Consider the following 19,291-nt stretch of genomic DNA (forward strand, 5'->3'; position numbering starts at 1 on the left):
GCAGATGCGCCGCGAGCTGGACGGCTTCGTCCTCGACGGGCTGCTGCGTGCGTGCCCGGATGGCGTGCTCGAGCCGCAGATCTGCATCAGTGGCCACGATGGGGCGGTGCTCGGCCGGCATGCGTTCGACGGCGTGTATTTCCGCGATGCCAACGCTGGGGCCTATTTCGTCGCCGAGCGCCTGGCCGCGATCCGTTCGGCACGGTACGGAAAGCTGGTCTTCGCCTGAGTTCGCTGGCCGGCCATCTGCCGGGTGCGATTGCCGCGGTGAAGCGGTATGGGATGGCGCCCCGCTCAGGCTCCGGTCTGCAGACGATCCAAGGCCGCCAGCAGATCGGTGCGGCGGTAAGGTTTCGGCAGAAAGCCGGTGTGCTCCGGCAGCATCCCTGGTTCCGGTGCGTGCATGCCGGAGGTCAGCAGGGCCGGGGTGACGATGCCGCGGCGGCGCAACTGGCGCACCATGCTCAAGCCGTCGCAGCGCGGCATCTGCACGTCGCTGAAGATCAACGCCACGTCCGGATGCCGTTCCAGCACCGCCAGTGCTTCCTGCGCGGTCGCCGCCGACAGGACCCGGTAGCCGTCGGCGGCCAGCATGGCGGCGGCCAACTCCCGGATCGTCTGGTCGTCCTCCACCAGAAGAATGGTGGTGGAGGCGGAGGTGACGCGCATAATGCAGGGATCGCATTAATAAATAATCCACTGCAGCTTCACGATTCGTCGGTGAAGCGCTGGTGACGTCCCGCAAATCCCGATATTCTCGACCTTACTTACTGCGAGACGCAGCTTGACCACGCACGCCCACTATCGGCAGATCGTCGAGCTCTCCCACGACTGCATCAAGGAAGTCGGCCGCGACGGCGTCGTGCGCTCGATCAATCCCCACGGGTTGGCCCTGCTCGGCGTGTCCGACCCCGCCGACGTCGTCGGCCACAACTGGGTCGAGCTGTGGCCCGAGGACATGCGCTCGCTGACCCAGGGCGCCTTTGCTGCGGCGTTGGGCAACGAGCAGCGTGAATTCTGGGCGGAGCGCCCGTCGCTGGATGGACGGCGGCGCTGGTGGCACGTGATGGTCAGTCCGCTGGCCAACGCCTCGGCGCGGGTGGAAAGCGTGCTGGTGATCAGCCGCGACGTCACCCAGCAGCACCAGGTCGAACAGGCCCTGCGCGCGCTGGGTCACCTCGCCCCGATCGAGGGCCGGGGCGACACGATGGACGCCGACGATGCCGCTGCGCTGGGCCATCGCTGGCAGACCGAGCAGTCGCAGCTGCGCGGGCAACTGGACATCGCCCTGGCCGCGCAGCGCGTGGCCGAGCGCGCGATGACCCAGGCGCAGAAGGGCGAGGCGGTGGGGCAGATGCTTGCCGGCGTGGTCCACGACTTCAACAATATGCTGCATACGGCGATCACCTCGGTGAGCATGGTCGCCGACCATCCGCAGCGCCTGCAGCCGGACCAGCAACGGCTGCTCGCCATCGCCAACGAGGCCTTGCAGCACGGCGCGGGCATGACCCGGCGCCTGCTCGGCTTCGCCCGCGCGCACCCGGTCAAGCCGATCTGGCTGGACCTGAACGCGCTGGTGACGCAGATGCAGCCGTTGTTGGCGCAGGCGCTGGGCGGCGAGATGCGCCTGCAATTGCTCGCATGTGCCGAGGTGACCACGACCTATGCCGACCGCAACGCGGTCGAGCAGGCGGTCATGAACCTGGCCCTGAACGCGCGCGACGCCAGTCGCCCCGGCGATGCGGTGACGATCCGCTGCGGCGCGCTGGAGGTGCCGCCGTCGCGCGCGGCGGCGATGCGCCAGCCCGGCCGCTACGTGACCCTGGCGGTCAGCGACCAGGGCGAGGGCATGTCCGATGCGGTCAAGTCGCGCCTGTTCGAGGCGTACTTCACTACCAAACCCGAGGGCAAGGGCACCGGCCTGGGGCTGGCCCAGGTCTATGGGTTGGTGCGCCAGGCCGGCGGCTTCGTCGACGTCGAATCGGAACTGGGACGCGGCACCACCATCACCCTGGCGTTCCCGTTCGTGGCGCGGCCGCTCGGCGACGAGGGCGAGGGCGCCGACCCGATGCCGGTGTCGACGGTGGAGTAACCCCGCTCATCCGCTCCGCCTGCGCGCGCCGGCAGCCGGTCGCTGATGCGCACCGCGAAGGCCTCGCGCAGCACCTGCAACGCACGTTGCTGGCGCCCGGCATCCAGCGCCGCGCAGCACGAGGGCGGCACCTGCACCTGGAAATCGCGCATGCGCGCATCGATCGCGGTCGCCAGCACGCAGGCGTCGGTGGCGATGCCGGTGACCAGCAGGCGGGTGGTCTGCAGCCGCGCCAGCAGCAGGGCCAGAGCCGAACCGAGGAAGGCCGAGTGCTTGGGCTTGAGCACGTAGTAGTCCTGCGGGCGCGGCGCCAGGCAGGCGGCAATGCGTGCGCCGCGCTGCTTCGGGTCAGCGCACAGCGTCCACAGGCCTTCGAAATCGGTGCGCCAGTCGGCGAAGTTGTCGTTGGCGAACAGCACCGGCCAGCCGCGGCGATGGAAGCGCGCGCGGAGCTGGGCGATGCGCGCGGCCACCGGGAGTGCGGCCTCCGCCAGCCGTGCGCCGTCCGGGAAGTCGAAACGGCTGATCATGTCCACGATCAGCAGCGCCGGCGCTCCGTGCGGCGTCGCGGGTTGCCGCTGGGTGCCTGTGCGTCGCCGGGCGGGCTGGCGCATGCGTCGATCCTCCATTGCCGGACTGGCTTCATGGTCGGCGCGACGGGTGAAACGCGGGTGAGCGCAGGTGACGGCGGCATGGCTGAACGGATCGGCCGGCGCCACCTCGGCGCCGCCGCTGGCCACCTTCGCGAAAGCTTACTATTTAGGGTTTACATTGACCGGCGTCCTTGCCCGTCGACAGGAGAGCACGTGGTACCAACTGGCGAACACAACCAGGCGCGCGTGGCCGCGGCGGCATCCGCCGTGCCGTCCGCCCGCGGCACTTCCCGATGGCGCTACGGCGCCGGACGCGGTCGGCGGATCGCATGAGCACGGTCGCCCCCACACCGGCCGTGCACGTCGATGCTCCCCTGGATGCCGGCCACGCGGTCCTGCCGCCCGAGGCGCCGCTGGCCATGCCGCTGCAGTCGCTGCAGGAAGGCAAACTGCGCAACACGCGCCTGCCCAGCACCCCGGTCGGGATCGGCTGGCGGCGCTTCTACGTGTTCGGCACCACCGCGGCGATGACCGCCTACGCCAGTTGGCTGATCGGCAAGGTCTTGGTGATCGGCGGCGTGAGCGTGCTCGAAGCCTGTCTGATGGTGCTGTTCATCCCGTTGTTCGCCTGGATCGCGCTGTCGTTCGTGAGCGCGCTGGCCGGCTTCTTCACCCTGGTGTTCGGCAAGGGCCGCAAGCTCGGCATCGATCCGGACGCGCCGCTGCCGCAGGTGCGCAACCGCACCGCGCTGCTGATGCCCACCTACAACGAGGATCCGCACCGGCTGATGGCCGGCCTGCAGGCGATCTACGAGTCGGTGGCGGCCACCGGCCAGATCGAGCGCTTCGATTTCTTCATCCTCAGCGACACCACGCGCCCGGCCATCGGCGCGGAAGAAGAGAAGGTGTACGCCGAGCTGGTGGAGCGCGTCGGCGGCCAAGGCCGCCTGTTCTACCGGCGCCGCGCCAGCAATGCCGGGCGCAAGGCCGGCAACATCGCCGATTGGGTACGCCGCTTCGGCGGCGCCTATCCGCAGATGCTGATCCTGGACGCCGACAGCCTGATGACCGGCGACAGCATCGTGCGCCTGGCTGCCGGCATGGAGGCCAACCCCGACGTCGGCCTGATCCAGACCCTGCCGGAAGTGGTCAACGGCAACACCCTGTTCGCGCGCATGCAGCAGTTCGGCGGGCGCGTCTACGGCCCGGTGATCGCCTTCGGCGTGGCCTGGTGGCACGGGGCGGAAAGCAACTACTGGGGCCACAACGCGATGATTCGCACCGAGGCCTTCGCCGCGCAGGCGGGCCTGCCGTCGCTGCCCGGGCGCAAGCCGTTCTGCGGCCACGTGCTCAGCCACGACTTCGTCGAAGCGGCACTGATGCGTCGTGGCGGCTGGGCCATGCACATGGTGCCGTACCTGCAGGGCAGCTACGAGGAAGGCCCGCCGACGCTGACCGACCTGCTGGTGCGCGACCGCCGCTGGTGCCAGGGCAACCTGCAGCACTCCAAGGTGGTGCGCGCGCGCGGCCTGCACTGGGTCAGCCGCATGCACATGCTGATCGGCATCGGTCATTACTTCACCGCACCGATGTGGGGCATGCTGATGCTGATCGGCATCGCCATTCCGCTGCAGAACGGCGGTTTCGACCTGGTCGCCTCGGTGATCTCGCCGTTCTCGCCGGCGCGCTACTGGCACCAGCAGGACTCCACGCGGGTGGCCTGGGTATTCGCGGTGACCATGTTCGTGCTGCTGGCGCCCAAGGTGATGGGCTACTTCGCGATGCTGCTCAAGCCCGGCGAACGCCGCGGCTGCGGCGGCGGGCTGCGCGCCTTCGCCAGCATGCTGCTGGAAACCCTGCTGGCCGCGCTGATGGCGCCGGTGGTGATGTACGTGCAGTCGCGCGGCGTGGCCGAGGTGCTGGCCGGCAAGGACTCGGGCTGGGACGCGCAGCAGCGCGACGATGGGCGCATTTCGTGGTCGGCGCTGTTGCGCAGTTACGGCGGACTGAGTGCGTTCGGCCTGCTGATGGGCGGCATGGCCTATGCCGTGTCGCCGTCGCTGGCGGCATGGATGGCGCCGGTGGTGATCGGCATGGCGCTGGCGGTGCCGGTGGTGGCGATCAGCTCCTCGCGCGCCGCTGGCCTGTGGCTGCGCAAGCTGCGCATCCTCGCCATTCCCGAGGAGTCGCAGCCGCCAGCGGTGCTGCTGCGTGCCGCCGAACTGCGCCGCGAGGCCGCCGCACGCCGGGCCGAGGCCGAGGCGCAGGCCCAGGGCTGAGGCCGGCATACTATCCGGCCTCATTCATCGGGAACCGACATGCTGGAGACAGTGGAACACGAGACCGGCGCCGCGCCGCGCTGGACCGTCCTGTGGCTGCACGGCCTGGGCGCCGACGGCAACGACTTCGCGCCGCTGGTGCCGGAACTGGTGCGGCCGCACTGGCCGGCGCTGCGCTTCGTGTTCCCGCACGCGCCGGTGCGGCCGGTGACGGTCAACAACGGCGTGCGCATGCGCGCCTGGTACGACATCGTCAGCATGGACTTCTCCAACCGCGCCGACAGTGCCGGCGTCGCCGAATCGGTGGCGCAGGTCGAGGAACTGATCGCGCGCGAGGACGCGCGCGGCGTGCCGGCCGAGCGCCTGCTGCTGGCCGGCTTTTCCCAGGGCGGCGCGATCACCCTGGCCGCCGGCCTGCGCCGCGAACGGCCGCTGGCCGGCCTGATCGGGCTGTCCACCTACCTGCCGGAACTGGAGAGCGTCGCCAACTGGCACGTCCCGGCGGCCCTGCGGCAACCGCTGTTCATGGCGCATGGCCAGGGCGACCCGGTGATCCCGCAGACGTACGCCGAGCGTACCGCGCAGACCCTGCAGGCGCTGGGCATGCCGGTGCAGTGGCGACGCTATCCGATGGCGCACCAGGTCTGCGCCGAGGAAATCGCCGACCTGGGCGACTGGATGGACGCCTGCCTCGCCGGCAGCTGATTGCAGCGGCCGCGTGGCGGCATGGTGCGATGCCGATGGCGGGCGTGCAGAACCAGGGCTAGTATCGGCCGCAGCGCACGCCAGTCGAGTGAGGGAGGTCTGGGTGAAGGTGCTGATCGCCGACGACGAACCCCTGGCGCGCGAACGCCTGCGCACGCTGCTGGCCGCGCATGCCGGCGTGGAAGTGGTGGCCGAAGCCGACAACGGCATGGACGCGCTGCACGCCTGCGCCGCGGCGCAGCCGGACCTGGTGCTGCTGGACATCGCCATGCCCGGTCTCGACGGCCTGGAGGCCGCACGCCACCTGGCCACCTTCGAACCGCGCCCGGCCGTGGTGTTCTGTACCGCCTACGACGCGCATGCGCTGTCCGCGTTCGAGGCGGCGGCGATCGACTACCTGATGAAGCCGGTGCGCGCCGAGCGCCTGGCCGCGGCCCTGCAGCGCGCCCGTACCTTCATGGCCGGACGCGGCAACGGCGACGCCGCGGCGCCGGCCCCGCAGCGCCGCACCCACCTGTGCGCGCGCCTGCGCGGCAGCCTGCGGCTGATCCCGGTGGACGACATCCACTACCTGCAGGCCGAGGAAAAGTACGTGGTCGTGCACCACGCGCGCGGCGAGGACCTGATCGAGGAATCGCTGCGCGCGCTGGAGGAGGAGTTCGCCGAGCGCTTCGTGCGCATCCACCGCAACTGCCTGGTCGCGCGCCACGAACTGGTGGAATTGCGCCGGCTCGGCGAGGGCCAGGTGCAGGCGGTGCTGCGCCATGGCAAGCAGCCGCTGGAGGTCAGCCGGCGCTGCGTGGCGCAGCTGCGCAAGGAGATCCACCAGCGCTGACGCCGCCCGGGGGCGCCCGCGTGCAGCGGCGGACGCCGGCTTTCCGCGATAATGCGCGCATGAAGATCCTGCGCATCGCTACCCGCAAGAGTCCGCTCGCCCTGTGGCAGAGCGAGCATGTCGCCGCCTGCCTGCGCCGCGCGCACCCGCACCTGGACGTGGTGCTGGTGCCGATGAGCACCCGCGGCGACGAAGTCCTGGACCGCTCGCTGGCGGCGATCGGCGGCAAGGGCCTGTTCCTGAAGGAACTGGAGCTGGCGATGCTGCGCGGCGAAGCCGATTGCGCGGTGCATTCGCTCAAGGACGTGCCGATGGAACTGGATCCGCCGTTCGTGCTGCCGGCGATCCTGCCGCGCGCCGATCCGGCCGATGCGCTGATCTCCAACCTCTACGCCTCGCTGGACGCGCTGCCGCTCGGCGCGCGCGTCGGCACCTCCTCGCTGCGGCGGCAGGCGCAGCTGCGCGCGCGGCGCCCGGACCTGGAACTGCTGGATCTGCGCGGCAACGTCAACACGCGCCTGGCCAAGCTCGACAACGGCGGCTACGACGGCATCGTGCTGGCCTGCGCCGGCCTGCAGCGGCTGGGCCTGGAGGGGCGCATCACCCAGCGTCTGCAGGCGCCGGACTGGCTGCCTGCCCCGGCGCAGGGCGCCATTGCGGTGGAATGCCGCGAGGACGCCAGTGCCGCGCTGGCATTGTTCGCCGCGCTGGACGACGCTCCGACCCGCATCTGCGTGGAGGCCGAGCGGGCGATGAACCGCGCCCTGCACGGCAGCTGCCACGTGCCGGTGGCGGCCTTCGCGCAATGGCGCGGCGAGGACCTGCTGTTGCAGGGCCTGGTCGGCGGCGTCGCCGACGGGCGCCTGGTGCGCGCCGACCTGCAGCGCAGTGCGCAGGATCCGCAGGCGCTGGGCCAGGCCGTGGCCGAGGCCCTGCTGGGTGCCGGCGCGCGCGAACTGCTGGATGTCGATCTGCCGGCCTGAGGGCGTGCGCAGTGCCGCGCCAGCGACGGTGGCGGTCACCTGTCATGCAGCCGCGACAAGCGAAGCCGAAAGCGGACTGACACCCTCCGTCGTCGGGACTGAAGTCCCTCCCACAGTGCAGATCCCGGCAGTGCCGGTTGCGCGCGTGGGGGAGCGGCTGCAGCCGCGATAGGCGTTACCGGGAAAGCCTGTCGCGGCTGACCCCGCTCCTGCAGGTGAGGTGCATTGGTCCCTGCGCGCCAACGCCATTGCGTGCCGTGCTGGCGGGGCGCGGCTGCAGCGGTTCCTGCGAGAAGCGAATCAACGGGTCAGCCCTGCGGCGTCGCGCCGCGCCGCGCCGCCTCTCCCCAATCCCGGCTCACTTGAACTTGTAGACCAGATTCATCGTGGTCAAGGTATCGGTCTTCTTCTTGTCGTCGCTGACGTCGCTGTTATAGCGCGCCTGCCAGCCGGCCTTCAGCGCCAGGCGCTCGTTCATGCTCACCGAGATGCCCAGGTCGTTCTGTGCGAAGGTGTTGTACGCGCCGGACTCGACCAGCAGGGTGTTGCCCAGTTCGGTGTTGCTGGTCAGGCCGTACTTGAAGTCGACCAGGCCGCGGCCGATCAGGCCGGTTTCGGTGCGGTCCTCGACCACGTCGTGGGCGCGGCGCACGCCGGGACCGATCTGCACGTCGATGCTGCGGCGGTCGCCGTCCATGATCCGGGTGCCGTAGCCGATGCCGATCGTCGCCAGGCGGTCGTAGGTGGCGAAGTCGTCGCGCTCGTAGCGCAGCGAGGCGGTCAGCTGGCGGTGCTCGCCGAGCTGCAGCGCGCTGCCGGCGCTGCCGGTGTAGCGGTTGGAGGTGGTCTGGCGCTTGCGCGAGGTGGTGCCGTCCGGATTGGTGTCGGTGTACTCGGCGCTGGCGTGCAGAGCGAGCAGGTCCAGGCTGTGGATCCAGTCGCCGTCCACGTACTGGCCCTTGAGCCGGCCGTTGAGGCTTTCGTTGGTGCTGTTGCCGTGCGAGGAGGCGAAGCCCAGTTCGCCCGATCCGCTCCACGGCGAACTGGCCGGGTCCGTGGCCGTCGGTGAGGTGGCGACGTCGGCGGCCCAGGCCGGGGACGTGCTCAGCAGCAACAAAGCGATGGCGGATACGAGGGTGGCACGGCGGGACATGGCTTCTCCGGGAATGAGGACGCAGCCTTCGGCTAACGAAATGGAAACGATTTCATCATACCGGATCCACATGACACCCTGGCCGGCCCCGGGCGCCGGCTTCATCGGCGGTTCGGGCGCGCAGCCGGCTGCCGCGCCAGGCAGGCGTTTTCCGCCGTCGACTCAGACATAATCGGGGCCATGGACCGCTACGAACGCATCAACGCACTGCACCGCCTGCTCAAGTCCGCACGCTACCCGGTGACGGTGGCGCGGCTGCAGGACGAACTGGGCTGCTCCCGCGCCACCGTCTACCGCGATCTGGCCTTCCTGCGCGATGCGCTGATGGCGCCGGTGGAGGGCGACGGCGAGGCCGGCTTCCGCTACGAGTCCGGGGAGAGCGACCGGTTCGAGTTGCCCGGGCTGTGGCTGAGTTCGGAGGAACTGCACGCGCTGCTGGCCTCGCAGCAACTGCTGGCGCGCACCGGCGGCGGGGTGCTGTCCTCGGTGCTGGCGCCGCTGCAGCAGCGCATCGAGAGCCTGCTCGCCGCCCAGGCCGGGGCGACCCATTGGCCGGTGGAGCGGGTGCGGGTGATCCCGCACCGCGGCCGCAAGCTCGACGAAGCCAGTTTCCGCACCGTCGCCTCGGCGGTGCTGGAGCGCAAGCGCCTGTCCTTCGACTACCGCGCCCGCTCCACCGACGAATCGACCAAGCGCACGGTGTCGCCGCAGCGCATCACCCACTACCGCGACAACTGGTACCTGGACGCCTGGGACCATGGTCGCGACGCGGTGCGCAGCTTCGCGGTGGACCGCATCAACCACGCGCGCCTGCTCGACCAGCCGGCGCAGGACGTGGCCGACGCCGAACTGGATTCGCAGCTGGCGGCCAGCTACGGCATCTTCTCCGGCGCGCCCAAGGGCTGGGCCACCATCGTGTTCAGCCCCAAGGCCGCGCGCTGGGTCGCCGACGAGCATTGGCATTCCAAGCAGCAGGGCCGGTTCCTGGCCGATGGCCGCTACGAACTGAAGGTGCCCTACAGCGTCTCGCGCGAACTGCTGATGGACGTGCTGCACTACGGCTCGGATGCGGAGATCGTCGAGCCGCGCTCGCTACGCGAGCAGGCCAAGGCGCTGCTGTCGCTGGCGCTGAGCAACTACAGCGACGACTGAGGCGTCGCCGCGCGCGCTGCAATAGCCCGCGTCGGAGCGGCTCCAGCCGCGACCGCGGCTTTACCGCCAATGCGTGTCGCAGCCTGGAGGTCGACGCCTACGCCGCATCCAGTGGCGCGCCGCCACCCAGGATCACGCCGATGTTGCGTTCGATCCAGTCCACCAGCGCGTGCACGTGCGCCGCGGCTTCCTCGCCGAGCGGGGTCAGGTCGTACTCCACGTGCGGCGGCACCACGGGATAGGCGGTGCGCTGCACCAGGCCGTCCGCTTCCAGTGCCTGCAGGGTCTGCGACAGCATCTTCTCGCTGACCCCTTCCAGGCTGCGGCGCAGGTCGCCGAAGCGATGGGTGCCCTTGCGCAGGGCGACCAGCACCAGCACGCCCCAGCGGCTGGTGACGTGGCTGAGCACGGCCCGGGACGGGCAGTTCTGCGCGAATACCTGGCCGCGCAGCTGGGTCGCGTCCGCGCAGCCGCGCGGTGCTTCGTCGAGAGGTTCGGAGAGGACGCTGGCCAAGCGGTGCACCTGTCTGTGGGGGAGGGCGCCCCGATCATACGGGCCGCGCCGGGTGCTTCGCTGAGCGAAGGATGATCGTGGTGCCGGTGCAGACCATGCCCGGTGCGGCGGCGTGGTGGCGTTGGATGGTCGCAGTAAGGGGCCTGATGTGGCCCGAACGGCACACGGGCGCGCGGCGCGCGCCGGCCCAGCGCAATGCGGATCGGGTCGTCCGCGTCGCAGCCGGCTGCGACGGGAATTGCTTCAGGGCTTGTTCGGCACTTCGAAGCCGAGCTTGCCGACCTGGTCGCGGCGCTGCGCCACGCGCTTGAGCTTGTCGATGTTGACCCCGTACTGGTGGTCCAGCTTGTCGACCAGTTCGCGGTACTGCTTGTGGCTCATGTTCGGCGAGCGCGCGAACACCCAGGCAAGATCGCGGCCCGGATAGTCGATCAGCGCCCAGGAATAGTCCGGCGCCACTTCCAGGATGCGGTACTTGGTGGGCACCATTCTGAAGAACCAGGTGGTCCAGCGGCGGTTGCCTGTGCCTTCCTTGACCGTGGCGCGCGAGTTGAGCTCCTTGACCGGCTCGTCGAAGCCGTTGCGGTACTCGTAGCGCACCGCGATCTTGCCGTCTTCCTTGAGGGTGTACTCGTCGCTGCTGGCGACGTGGCCGCGCTCGGCGAAGTACGGGATGTGGGCGATCACGTACCAGCGGCCCATGAAGCGCTGCAGGTCGATCGGCGGCTGCGCGGGTTCCTGCTCCGGGTCCGGCGCCTTGGCGCGGGCCGTCGGCAACGGGACGGCCATGCCCAGCAGCAGCACGGAAGCGAACAGGGAGAGCAGGCGCATAGGAGATTCCGGGGCGAAGGGCGAACGCCAGTGAAGTATGCGCGTGCGCCATGTCAATGGTGCGTCGCAGCCCCTGAGATGTCGTGGCGGCAACCTGCGCGCCTCGACTTCCAGGAGCTGCCGTCATGCCGATCGTTCCGTCCTCCCCGCGCACCCACGTCCCGCACCCGGGCCTGCGCCGCCTGCTGCGCCAGGCGATCCTGGCCGGGCTGGCCCTGGTCCTGGTGTGGCCGGCCGCGCGCGGCCACAGCGAATGGCTGGGCTGGCGGCCCCTGTGGCTGTTGGGCATGCCGTTGAGTGCCTGGTGGGCTCTGCATCGTTTCCCGCTGCCGCCGCTGCGGCGTCTGTGGGGGCAGTGGCGGGCCAGGCCGCGGGCGCAGGCGCGGCGGCGCCGGCCGGCGCTGCGGACCGCGCGCCCGGCCTGACCTTCGGCAGGGGAGGGCGGCGATGCTGCGTGCTACGGTGCGGCGCTGTCCTTCCACGGATCCGAACATGTCCTCACTCGCACACGCCTGCCTGATCGCCGGCCTGCTCGCCGCCGGCACCGCCGCGGCCAAGGAAACCGCGATGCCCCAAGACCCCTACGCCTGGCTCGAAGACGTCACCGGCACCAAGGCGCTGGACTGGGTCAAGGCGCAGAACGCCAAGACCGAGGCGCGGCTGGCCGAGACCCCCGCCTTCAAGGCCCGCGAGGCCGGCATCCGCGAGGTGCTGGATTCCGACGCCAAGATCCCGGCCGTGCAGAAGATCGGCCCGTACTACTACAACCTGTGGAAGGACCGCGCCCACGAGCGCGGCCTGTGGCGCCGCACCACGCTCGATGAGTACCGCAAGCCCGAGCCGAAGTGGGAGACGGTGCTGGACCTGGACGCGCTGAACAAGGCCGAGGGCGAGAACTGGGTGTGGCATGGCGCCAACTGCCTGCGCCCGGAGTACCGCCGCTGCCTGATCGCGCTGTCGCGCGGCGGCGCCGACGCCGACGTCACCCGCGAGTTCGACCTGAGCACCAAGCAGTGGATCAAGGACGGCTTCTTCCGGCCCGAGGCCAAGGGCGGCCTGAGCTGGATCGATGCCGACACCGTCTACCTGTACACCGACTTCGGCCCCGGCTCGCTGACCAGCTCCGGCTACCCGCGCATCGTCAAGCAGTGGAAGCGCGGCACCCCGATGACCAGCGCCACCCTGGTCTACGAGGGCAAGCCGGACGACATGTACATCGCCGCGATGCACGACGACACGCCCGGCTACGAGCGCGATTTCGTCAGCCGCACGCTGGCCTTCTACAACGACGAGATGTACCTGCGCGGCGCCGACGGCCGCCTGACCAAGATCGACGTGCCCAACTCGGCCAACAAGGGCGTCCACCGCCAGTGGCTGACCCTGGAACTGCGCGATCCGTGGACGGTGGGCGGCACGACCTACCCGGCCGGTGCGCTGCTGGTGACCAAGTTCGACGACTTCATGGCCGGCAAGCGCGACTTCCAGGTGCTGTTCGCGCCCACCGAGACCGCGTCGCTGGCGTCCTTCGCCTGGACCAAGTCGCGGTTGGTGCTGAACGTGCTCGACGACGTCAAGAGCCGCCTGTGGGTGCTGACCCCGGGCGAGGGCGAATGGGCGCGTGCAGCGTTCCCGGTCGGCGACCTGGCCTTCGGCAGCACCAGCGTGGATGCGGTGGATGCCGACGAGAACGACCAGGTGTGGCTGACCTCCACCGACTTCCTGACCCCGACCACGCTGATGCTGGCCGACGTGCAGCGCGGGCCGAAGAGCATCGAGACGCTGAAGGCGATGCCGAGCTTCTTCGACGCGTCCAAGGACGAGATCGAGCAGCACTTCGCCGTGTCCAAGGACGGCACCAAGGTGCCGTACTTCCTGGTCCGGCCCAAGCAGCTCAAGGCCGACGGCAGCGCGCCGACCCTGCTGTACGCCTACGGTGGCTTCGAGATCTCGATGACCCCGTTCTACTCCGGCAGCCTGGGCCGCGCCTGGCTCGACCAAGGCGGCGTGTACGCGCTGGCCAACATCCGCGGCGGCGGCGAGTACGGTCCGCGCTGGCACCAGGCGGCGCTGAAGCAGAACCGGCACAAGGCCTACGAGGACATGGCGGCGGTGGCGCAGGACCTGGTCGCGCGCAAGATCACCTCGGCCAAGCACCTGGGCGTGCAGGGCGGCAGCAACGGCGGGCTGATGGCCGGCAACATGCTGATGCAGTACCCGCAGCTGTTCGGCGCGGTGGTGGTGCAGGTGCCGCTGCTGGACATGAAGCGCTACAGCCACCTGCTGGCCGGCGCCTCGTGGATGGCCGAGTACGGCAACCCGGACACCGACGACTGGAAGTTCATCCAGACCTTCTCGCCGTATCACCTGTTCGATCCGAAGAAGACCTATCCGCCGGTGATCTTCCTGACCTCGACCCGCGACGACCGCGTGCACCCGGGCCATGCGCGGAAGATGGCGGCGAAGATGATCGATGCCGGCAAGGACGTGACCTACTACGAGAACATCGAAGGCGGTCATGGCGGCGCGGCCAACAATGCGCAGGCGGCGCACATGCAGGCGCTGGCGTACAGCTTCCTGTGGGAGCGGCTGTCCAAGTGAGTGGTGTGGTCCGCGTCCCGGCTGGGGCGCGGACCATCTCCTGGCCTGGCGCGCCATCCAATGAGCGGTCGAGCCTGCGCGCAATGCGTCGCGTTGCGTCACGATCGAGCCGGCATTGTCCGCGTTCTCAAGGTGATCTCAGGTCGTCGCCGCAGCGGGTGCTCAGGCCCCGTCGGCCAACGACTTGACCAGGGTCAGCGAACGGACGTCATAACCCAGTTCTTCGTAAACCTGTAGTGCGTGGGTGTTGAAGGCCCAGACATTCAGGCGCATTTCGACACCGCCGCGCAGCGCCACCCACTCGTGCGCACGCTGCATCAGCGCCGGGCCGATCCCCTGGCCGCGATGGCGTTGGGTGATGCCCACGCTGCCCACCCGGCCGAAGCGCATGGGCTGCAGCAGTGAGTGCGATTCCGACACCATGCCGACCGTGACGAAACCGACGAGGACGCCCTGCGCTTCGGCGACGATGGTGGTGGCATTGTCCTGGCCGATGCTGCGCTTCCAGTGCGCCACGTCGCGGTCCGCCTCGCCTGGGCCGGCGAAGATGTGGGGAAACGCGTCATGGTGGACAGCGTTCACTTCCTCGCCGAGCGCGCAGATGGCAGCCAGATCGGATTCGATGGCTTCGCGATAGATGAGCAAGGCTGGCTTCACTCGCGTCTCCCCCGCCGCTGGTCGCCTCAGCGCGCCCAGCGCCCCAGCCCACGCGTGATCCGCGCCACCGCCTCCTGCAGCCGCGGCAGGCTCTGGGTGTAGGCGATGCGCACGTGCTGGCGGGCGCGATGGCGGCCGAAATCCACGCCCGGAGTGAACGCGACGTGCTCGGTTTCCAGGAAGTGCGCGCAGAACGCCTGCGCATCGTCGGTGAAATCCGACACGTCGGTGTACAGGTAGAACGCGCCCTCCGGCTCGACGTCGATGCGGAAGCCGAGCGCGCGCAGCGCCGGCAGCAGGTAGTCGCGGCGCTGCGCGAATTCGGCGCGGCGCGCTTCCAGGATCTGCAGCGTTTCCGGCAGGAAGCAGGCCAGCGCCGCGTGCTGGGCGATGCTGGGCGCGCTGATGTACAGGTTCTGCGCCAGCTTCTCCAGCGACGGCACCGCCGCGCGCGGCGCCACCAGCCAGCCCAGGCGCCAGCCGGTCATGCCGAAGTACTTGGAGAAACTGTTGAGCACGTAGGCGTCGTCGTCGACTTCCAGCACGCTGGGCGCGTCGATGCCGTAGCTGAGGCCGTGGTAGATCTCGTCCACCACCAGGTGCCCGCCGCGGGCGTGCAGCGTCTGCGACAGCGCGGCCAGTTCGGCGCGCGACAGCACGGTGCCGGTGGGATTGGCCGGCGACGCCACCAGCGCGCCGACGCTGTCCGCGTTCCAGTGCCGCTGCAGCAGCTCCGGGGTCAGCTGGTAGCGGCTGTCCGGACCGACCGGCACCAACTGCGCGGCACCTTCGACCAGGCGCAGAAAGTGGCGATTGCACGGGTAGCCGGGGTCGGCCATCAGCCAGTGGCGGCCGGGATCGACCAACAGCGCGCTGGCCAGCAGCAGCGCGCCGGAGCCGCCGGGGGTGATCAGGATGCGCGCCGGATCCAGGTCGACGTCGTGGCGCTGCCGGTAGAAGTCCGCCAGCGCCTGGCGCAGGGCCGGCAGGCCGCGCGCAGCGGTGTAGCGGGTATGGCCGGCAGCCAGCGCGGCCTGGCCGGCGGCGACGATCGGCGCGGCGGTGGTGAAGTCCGGCTCGCCGATTTCCAGGTGGATCACGTCGTGGCCGGCCTGTTCCAGTTCGTTGGCGCGGGCCAGCAAGGCCATCACGTGGAAGGGTTCGATCTCGCGGCTGCGCCGGCTGTAGCCGGACGCGGCGGGTGAGGCGCTGAGGGTGTCGCCGGGAAGGGAAGCCATGCGGCCGATGATAGAGGAGCGTGTTCCCGAGCGTGTTAGCCGCGTCCAGTCGGCGAGGTCCGGCAGATTGCGCGGTGGCTGTGGCGGCGCGACCCGGGATGGGCGCTGGACCTGGGCGAATCGGGCGTGGGTCGGGGCCGTGCACCCCCGTGCATCTGGCGTTGCTTTCCTGGTGATCGGTCGTGTGCCGTGCGATGCGGCGCCATTCGGCTTCGCTGGCCACGGCTGCCCGCCGCGATGCCATCGCGGCACCACGGCCCGCCGATTGCCCTGCGTCACAGGCCGCACTGCCTCGGCACGCTTGCCACGGCGCAGCGTTGCAGGGAGACTCGGCCGGCACTGCGCGGCGCCCGCCCGCTGCCGCCGCCCGGCCAAGGCGGCGCGTCCCGTTGCGTTACTGCCGCCGGAGCCCCATTAGATGCCTCACCGCCCCTTGCTAGCGAGCCTCGTCCTGCTCATGACCGCCTCCTTCGCTTCCTCCGCCTCCGCCGCCGCGGCGACCCCGCCGCATCCGGCCAAGCAACCGCACGCGGTCAAGGCGCCGTTCGGCGCCGTTCGCCAGGACGCCTACTACTGGCTGCGCGACGACACGCGCAAGAACCCGCAGATGCTGGCCTATCTCAACGCCGAGAACGCCTACGCCGACCAGGTGCTGAAGCCGCTGCAGCCGCTGGAAGACCGGCTGTACGAGGAGATCGTCGGGCGCATCAAGCAGGACGACAGCAGCGTGCCGTACCGCGAGCGCGGCTACTGGTATTACACCCGCTACGAGAGCGGCAAGGACTACCCGATCCAGGCGCGCCGCAAGGGCAGCATGCAGGCGCCGGAGGAGATCCTGCTCGACGTCAACGCCATGGCCGCCGGCAAGGGCTATTTCAGCGTCGGCGACGCGGCGGTCAGCCAGGACAACCGCATCCTGGCCTGGACCGAGGACGACGTCGGCCGTCGCCAGTACGTGGTGCGCTTCAAGAACCTGGACACCGGCGAGGTCTATGCCGACCGTATCCCCGGCGTGTCGCCGGACGTGGTGTGGGCCGACGACAACAAGACCCTGTTCTACGTCGAGAACGACCCGGAGACGCTGCTGACGGTGCGGGTCAAGAAGCACGTGCTCGGCACGCCCGCTGCGCAGGACGCGCTGGTGTACGAGGAGAAGGACGACAGCTTCTACATGGGCGTGGGCCGCACCCGCGACGACAAGTACATCGTCATCGGCGTCGAAAGCACCGTGTCCTCCGAGCAGCGCTATGCGCCGGCCGCCGATCCGCAGCGCTTCACCGTGCTGGCGCCGCGCGAGCGCGACGTCGAGTACCACGCCGATCATTTCGACGGCCGCTGGGTGATCCGCACCAACTGGAAGGCCAAGAACTACGCGCTGATGACCGCGCCCGATGGTGCTACCTCGCGCGACCAGTGGCAGAGCTGGCTGCCCTACGACGAAAAGGTGTTCATCGACGGCTTCGAACTGTTCGACGGCTTCACCGCCATCGCCGAGCGCTCCGACGGCCTGGAGCGGATCCGCCTGCACTTCGCCGACGGCAAGGAGGAATACGTCAAGGCCGACGAGCCGGCGTACTCGATGGGCCTGTCGATCAATGCCGAGCCGGACACGCCGTGGCTGCGCTACAGCTACACCTCGCTGACCACCCCGGCCACCACCTACGAACTCAACACCCGCACCGGCGAGCGCAAGCTGCTCAAGCAGCAGCCGGTGATCGGCTACGACGCAAGCAAGTACCAGACCGAGCGCGTCTGGGTGACCGCGCGCGACGGGGTCAAGGTGCCGGTGTCGCTGGTCTACAAGAAGGGCTTCAAGAAGGACGGCAGCGCCGCGCTGTACCAGTACGCCTACGGCAGCTACGGCATGTCCACCGATCCGGCGTTCAACCTGCCGGTGGTGAGCCTGCTCGACCGTGGCGTGGTCTACGCCATCGCGCACATCCGCGGCGGCCAGGAAATGGGCCGCGACTGGTACGACCAGGGCAAGCTGCTGCACAAGAAGAACACCTTCACCGACTTCATCGACGTCACCCGCGGCCTGGTGCAGCAGGGCTACGCCGCACCGGATCGCGTCGCCGCGGCCGGCGGCAGCGCCGGCGGCCTGCTGATGGGCGCGGTGGCGAACATGGCGCCCAAGGACTACCGCGTGCTGGTGGCGCAGGTGCCGTTCGTGGACGTGGTCACCACCATGCTCGACCCGAGCATCCCGCTGACCACCAACGAGTACGACGAGTGGGGCAATCCGGAGCAGAAGGCGTACTACGACTACATGCTCAGCTACTCGCCCTACGACAACGTCAGCCGCCAGGCCTACCCGGCGATGTACGTCGGCACCGGCCTGTGGGATTCGCAGGTGCAGTACTGGGAGCCGGCCAAGTGGGTGGCCAAGCTGCGCGAGAACGACACCGGCAGCCAGCCGATCGTGTTCCGCGTCAACATGGAAGCCGGCCACGGTGGCAAGTCCGGCCGCTTCCGTCGCTACCGCGAAATGGCCGAGTCCTATGCCTTCATGCTGGACCAGCTGGGCGTGGAGCAGCCGACCAAGTGAGGGCCATGCGCATCGGCCGGCCTGCGGGCTGGCCGATGCGCAGGTGAGGGGCTGGCGTGACGCCGGCCCATCCCGATGTTTGGTTGGATGGCGGATGGCCTGTGGCTTCACGCGTCGCGGCTGAAGCCGCTCCCACAGTGAGCATGGCGGCCGAGTCGAACCTGAAGGTCGATGGCGGTGCGCCATGCCATGCAGCAGCGTTGACGGCATTGGCAATACCTTGTGTGAGGGCTTCGGTCCCGACTGCTGTGAGATCAGACGCACCAGCGGCTTCGCGCGTCGCGGCTGAAGCCGCTCCCACAGTGAGCATGGCGGCCGAGTCGGACCTGAAGGGTCGATGGCGGATGCGCCATGCCATGCAGCAGCGCTGACGGCTTGGCAATGCCTTGTGGGAGGGACTTCAGTCCCGACTGCAATCAGATCAGATGCACCAGTGGCTTCGCGCGTCGCGACTGAAGCCGCTCCCACAGTGAGCATGGCGGCCGATTCGGACCTGAAGGGTCGATGGGCTGTGCGCCATGCCATGCAGCAGCGCTGACGGCATTGGCAATGCCTTGTGGGAGGGACTTCAGTCCCGACTGCAAAGAGTCGGACGCACCGGTGGCTTCTTCCATCGCGGCCGGAGCGGCTCCCACAGCCGCTGCCGCACGGCTACCTCGGTTGCGTCGGCGGGTGGTCGCCACCTGCCCGCGCCAGCGCAGGCTTATCATGCCGCCATGCGCACGCACTCCCGTTTCCGCTGGGCCTGGTGGCTGCTGGCCTATGCCAGCCTGGCGACCGGCATCGTCGGCATCTTCGTGCCGGGCTTGCCGACCACGGTGTTCGTGCTGATTGCCGCTTACGCCGCCGCGCGCGGTTCGCCGCGGCTGCGCCGGCGTCTGCTGCGCGATCCGCGTTTCGGCCGCAGCATCCGCGACTGGGAACGGCATGGCGCGGTCAGCCGCCGCGGCAAGTGGATGGCGACGCTGACCATGGCCGCATGCGCGCTGGTGCTGCTGCTGTTCGTGCACCGGCTGTGGGTGCAGGTGCTGGCGATCGGCTGCATGAGCGCGGTGGCGCTGTGGCTGTGGTGGCGGCCGGAACCGCCGCGCGCGTGAGCGCGCCGCGTCACGC

Annotated in this window: 17 protein-coding genes and 1 pseudogene; 11 read left to right on the plus strand and 7 right to left on the minus strand. The window is 69.6% G+C overall.

Annotated features, from left to right (window positions below; all coding sequences use genetic code 11):
* Nucleotides 1–4: 4 nt before the first annotated feature.
* On the plus strand, nucleotides 5–229 hold the full coding sequence (locus tag RAB70_RS07170; protein WP_198526560.1) for a hypothetical protein: 225 nt from the start codon (nucleotides 5–7) through the stop codon (nucleotides 227–229).
* 65 nt (nucleotides 230–294) lie between these two features.
* On the opposite strand, the gene RAB70_RS07175 is transcribed toward RAB70_RS07170, so the two are convergent.
* Nucleotides 295–669, minus strand: coding sequence for a response regulator (locus RAB70_RS07175; RefSeq protein ID WP_148829256.1), 375 nt, complete (start codon nucleotides 667–669; stop codon nucleotides 295–297).
* A 115-nt stretch (nucleotides 670–784) separates the two neighbouring features.
* Between RAB70_RS07175 and RAB70_RS07180 the strand changes: the two genes are divergently transcribed.
* Entirely contained in the window at nucleotides 785–2,092 is a 1,308-nt protein-coding gene (locus tag RAB70_RS07180; protein ID WP_148829255.1) for a nitrogen regulation protein NR(II), read from the plus strand.
* A gap of 107 nt (nucleotides 2,093–2,199) precedes the next feature.
* Here the strand turns inward: RAB70_RS07180 and RAB70_RS07185 are convergent.
* Nucleotides 2,200–2,721: pseudogene (locus tag RAB70_RS07185) on the minus strand (isochorismatase family cysteine hydrolase); the annotation flags it as partial.
* Nucleotides 2,722–3,014: 293 nt separating this feature from the next.
* On the opposite strand from RAB70_RS07185, the gene mdoH reads away from it, so the two are divergent.
* The 4 genes from mdoH to hemC all read left to right on the plus strand — a co-directional run bounded on the left by mdoH (nucleotide 3,015) and on the right by hemC (nucleotide 7,487).
* The gene (mdoH, locus tag RAB70_RS07190; protein WP_043085478.1) at nucleotides 3,015–4,964 is read left to right on the plus strand and encodes a glucans biosynthesis glucosyltransferase MdoH; all 1,950 of its coding nucleotides are present in this window, start codon (nucleotides 3,015–3,017) and stop codon (nucleotides 4,962–4,964) included.
* 39 nt (nucleotides 4,965–5,003) lie between these two features.
* On the plus strand, nucleotides 5,004–5,669 hold the full coding sequence (locus RAB70_RS07195; RefSeq protein ID WP_017907673.1) for an alpha/beta hydrolase: 666 nt from the start codon (nucleotides 5,004–5,006) through the stop codon (nucleotides 5,667–5,669).
* Between the two features lie 103 nt (nucleotides 5,670–5,772).
* The gene (locus tag RAB70_RS07200; RefSeq protein WP_017907672.1) at nucleotides 5,773–6,504 is read left to right on the plus strand and encodes a LytTR family DNA-binding domain-containing protein; all 732 of its coding nucleotides are present in this window, start codon (nucleotides 5,773–5,775) and stop codon (nucleotides 6,502–6,504) included.
* A gap of 59 nt (nucleotides 6,505–6,563) precedes the next feature.
* On the plus strand, nucleotides 6,564–7,487 hold the full coding sequence (hemC, locus tag RAB70_RS07205; protein WP_148829254.1) for a hydroxymethylbilane synthase: 924 nt from the start codon (nucleotides 6,564–6,566) through the stop codon (nucleotides 7,485–7,487).
* Nucleotides 7,488–7,845: 358 nt separating this feature from the next.
* Here the strand turns inward: hemC and RAB70_RS07210 are convergent, their stop codons facing one another.
* Entirely contained in the window at nucleotides 7,846–8,640 is a 795-nt protein-coding gene (locus tag RAB70_RS07210) for a YdiY family protein (protein ID WP_017907670.1), read from the minus strand.
* Nucleotides 8,641–8,820: 180 nt separating this feature from the next.
* On the opposite strand from RAB70_RS07210, the gene RAB70_RS07215 reads away from it, so the two are divergent.
* On the plus strand, nucleotides 8,821–9,792 hold the full coding sequence (locus RAB70_RS07215; protein ID WP_010341069.1) for a YafY family protein: 972 nt from the start codon (nucleotides 8,821–8,823) through the stop codon (nucleotides 9,790–9,792).
* A gap of 97 nt (nucleotides 9,793–9,889) precedes the next feature.
* Here the strand turns inward: RAB70_RS07215 and RAB70_RS07220 are convergent, their stop codons facing one another.
* Together RAB70_RS07220 and RAB70_RS07225 are read right to left on the minus strand one after the other, a co-directional pair.
* The gene (locus RAB70_RS07220) at nucleotides 9,890–10,306 is read right to left on the minus strand and encodes a helix-turn-helix domain-containing protein (RefSeq protein ID WP_017907669.1); all 417 of its coding nucleotides are present in this window, start codon (nucleotides 10,304–10,306) and stop codon (nucleotides 9,890–9,892) included.
* A 243-nt stretch (nucleotides 10,307–10,549) separates the two neighbouring features.
* The gene (locus RAB70_RS07225; protein WP_017912048.1) at nucleotides 10,550–11,137 is read right to left on the minus strand and encodes a lipocalin family protein; all 588 of its coding nucleotides are present in this window, start codon (nucleotides 11,135–11,137) and stop codon (nucleotides 10,550–10,552) included.
* A gap of 125 nt (nucleotides 11,138–11,262) precedes the next feature.
* Between RAB70_RS07225 and RAB70_RS07230 the strand changes: the two genes are divergently transcribed.
* Nucleotides 11,263–11,562 (plus strand): hypothetical protein, encoded by a 300-nt coding sequence (locus RAB70_RS07230; RefSeq protein ID WP_017912049.1) that lies wholly within the window; start codon nucleotides 11,263–11,265, stop codon nucleotides 11,560–11,562.
* 67 nt (nucleotides 11,563–11,629) lie between these two features.
* Nucleotides 11,630–13,735, plus strand: coding sequence for a prolyl oligopeptidase family protein (locus RAB70_RS07235; protein ID WP_148829253.1), 2,106 nt, complete (start codon nucleotides 11,630–11,632; stop codon nucleotides 13,733–13,735).
* A gap of 162 nt (nucleotides 13,736–13,897) precedes the next feature.
* Here the strand turns inward: RAB70_RS07235 and RAB70_RS07240 are convergent, their stop codons facing one another.
* Both RAB70_RS07240 and RAB70_RS07245 read right to left on the minus strand, forming a co-directional pair.
* Complete coding sequence (locus RAB70_RS07240; protein ID WP_225851666.1) at nucleotides 13,898–14,380, minus strand: GNAT family N-acetyltransferase; 483 nt, start codon at nucleotides 14,378–14,380, stop codon at nucleotides 13,898–13,900.
* A gap of 38 nt (nucleotides 14,381–14,418) precedes the next feature.
* The gene (locus tag RAB70_RS07245; RefSeq protein WP_148829251.1) at nucleotides 14,419–15,630 is read right to left on the minus strand and encodes a pyridoxal phosphate-dependent aminotransferase; all 1,212 of its coding nucleotides are present in this window, start codon (nucleotides 15,628–15,630) and stop codon (nucleotides 14,419–14,421) included.
* 457 nt (nucleotides 15,631–16,087) lie between these two features.
* On the opposite strand from RAB70_RS07245, the gene RAB70_RS07250 reads away from it, so the two are divergent.
* Entirely contained in the window at nucleotides 16,088–18,178 is a 2,091-nt protein-coding gene (locus tag RAB70_RS07250; RefSeq protein WP_192578956.1) for a S9 family peptidase, read from the plus strand.
* 716 nt (nucleotides 18,179–18,894) lie between these two features.
* Nucleotides 18,895–19,275 carry a YbaN family protein gene (locus RAB70_RS07255; protein WP_017910007.1) on the plus strand — a complete coding sequence of 127 codons (381 nt, stop codon included), beginning with the start codon at nucleotides 18,895–18,897 and terminating at the stop codon, nucleotides 19,273–19,275.
* Nucleotides 19,276–19,291 lie beyond the last annotated feature (16 nt).

The organism is Xanthomonas sontii (assembly GCF_040529055.1).
GTDB classification, from domain to species: Bacteria; Pseudomonadota; Gammaproteobacteria; order Xanthomonadales; family Xanthomonadaceae; genus Xanthomonas_A; species Xanthomonas_A sontii.

Bases quoted from the DNA above. Each gene is read 5' to 3' on its own strand.
- RAB70_RS07195 (WP_017907673.1), top strand. From the start codon at position 5,004: ATGCTGGAGACAGTGGAACACGAGACCGGCGCCGCGCCGCGCTGGACC.
- RAB70_RS07175 (WP_148829256.1), bottom strand. From the start codon at position 669: ATGCGCGTCACCTCCGCCTCCACCACCATTCTTCTGGTGGAGGACGAC.
- RAB70_RS07255 (WP_017910007.1), top strand. From the start codon at position 18,895: ATGCGCACGCACTCCCGTTTCCGCTGGGCCTGGTGGCTGCTGGCCTAT.
- RAB70_RS07230 (WP_017912049.1), top strand. From the start codon at position 11,263: ATGCCGATCGTTCCGTCCTCCCCGCGCACCCACGTCCCGCACCCGGGC.
- RAB70_RS07250 (WP_192578956.1), top strand. From the start codon at position 16,088: ATGACCGCCTCCTTCGCTTCCTCCGCCTCCGCCGCCGCGGCGACCCCG.
- RAB70_RS07210 (WP_017907670.1), bottom strand. From the start codon at position 8,640: ATGTCCCGCCGTGCCACCCTCGTATCCGCCATCGCTTTGTTGCTGCTG.
- RAB70_RS07245 (WP_148829251.1), bottom strand. From the start codon at position 15,630: ATGGCTTCCCTTCCCGGCGACACCCTCAGCGCCTCACCCGCCGCGTCC.
- RAB70_RS07215 (WP_010341069.1), top strand. From the start codon at position 8,821: ATGGACCGCTACGAACGCATCAACGCACTGCACCGCCTGCTCAAGTCC.
- RAB70_RS07225 (WP_017912048.1), bottom strand. From the start codon at position 11,137: ATGCGCCTGCTCTCCCTGTTCGCTTCCGTGCTGCTGCTGGGCATGGCC.
- hemC (WP_148829254.1), top strand. From the start codon at position 6,564: ATGAAGATCCTGCGCATCGCTACCCGCAAGAGTCCGCTCGCCCTGTGG.
- RAB70_RS07170 (WP_198526560.1), top strand. From the start codon at position 5: ATGCGCCGCGAGCTGGACGGCTTCGTCCTCGACGGGCTGCTGCGTGCG.
- mdoH (WP_043085478.1), top strand. From the start codon at position 3,015: ATGAGCACGGTCGCCCCCACACCGGCCGTGCACGTCGATGCTCCCCTG.
- RAB70_RS07235 (WP_148829253.1), top strand. From the start codon at position 11,630: ATGTCCTCACTCGCACACGCCTGCCTGATCGCCGGCCTGCTCGCCGCC.